We start from the raw sequence: 1,102 nt of genomic DNA on the forward strand, positions 1-1,102 counted from the left end.
GGTCCCCGCCCTGGTTGGGCGGGGACCGGCGTTCGGCTTTTCCGGGTCGGGCATCCCGAACCGCCCGTGGGGGCGCACCGGTTGCCCTCAGGGACCAGGCCGGTTGCCCTCAGGGGCAGATCACAGCAGGTTACGGGCGGGTCGGTTTGGTTCGGACGGGTGCACGATGCAACAGTGTCCGTCGGGTATTGACATGGTCACGAGACGTGAGGGGGACGTGGGGGAGGAGCGGGAATTCGGAGACGAACGGCCTGGAAACGCTCAGTTTCCTTGCCGGATGTCGCTCAGGGTCCCGCTGACGTTGAGGAGTTCGTGGCACGTGGGCGCCTGCTTGCCCGAGGCCGGGGTGCCCGGCACCTCGCAGGTCACGTTCGCGGTCACGGCCTGGTCCTCGGGGACCTGGAGGGGAGTCACCCAGTGGTAGTCCTGGTTGCGGAAGGTCTCCAAGGCGATCGTGGTGATGGTCGTGTTGCCGGCCATGATGGTCACCAGCCCCTGGTCGCCCTGGAAGTTGGCGACCACGAGGTCGGTGATGTCGAAGACCTTGCCGTGCGGCACCTGGTAACTGCCGGTCTTGGCGGTTCCGGTCTCGGTCACGACGTCGATCGCGGCGGAGCTCTGCTGGCCGGTCCCCGGCACCGCCAGGCCGCCCGGACCGCCCTGGCTGCCCGGGCCGGTGGTCGGCTTCCCGGCGCCCGGCTTGGTCTGGCCGCCCGGGGTGCTCCCGGTACCGGGGCTGCCCGGTGTGTCACCGGCCGGAACGCCGGCGGGCGGGGCCGGGGTGGCGATCTGCTGGGCGACGGCCTTCTCGGCCGCCTGCTTCGCGGAGCTGCGCACCGCCGGGCGGACCAGGGCGAACCAGGCCAGCAGCAGCGCGATCAGCGCCGCCAGCAGCGCGAGCAGCCACTTCGGGAAGATCGGCAGCTGGAGGAACTCGCCGTCCAGCAGCGGCTTCTGGACGGGCGGCTGCGCGGTGCCCGGTGCGGCCTCCGGCGCCTTCTCCTCCTTCGCCACCTTCCGCAGCTTCGACACCGAACTGACCGTCCCGGGCGGGGCCGTCGTGCCGGCCGACGCCATCACCAACGTCGCGGTCACCGCCACC

1 protein-coding gene and 1 pseudogene are annotated in these 1,102 nt (G+C 71.4%); one reads left to right on the forward strand and one right to left on the reverse strand.

Annotation, left to right across the window (positions count from 1 at the left end; genetic code table 11):
• Window positions 1-261: 261 nt before the first annotated feature.
• Window positions 262-1,014 carry a hypothetical protein gene (locus ACWDCZ_RS41620; RefSeq protein ID WP_449818764.1) on the reverse strand — a complete coding sequence of 251 codons (753 nt, stop codon included), beginning with the start codon at window positions 1,012-1,014 and terminating at the stop codon, window positions 262-264.
• On the opposite strand from ACWDCZ_RS41620, the pseudogene ACWDCZ_RS41625 reads away from it, so the two are divergent.
• Window positions 974-1,102: pseudogene (locus ACWDCZ_RS41625) on the forward strand (GNAT family N-acetyltransferase); the annotation flags it as partial. The gene ACWDCZ_RS41620 and the pseudogene ACWDCZ_RS41625 overlap by 41 nt on opposite strands.

Source organism: Kitasatospora sp. NPDC001225 (assembly GCF_053597855.1).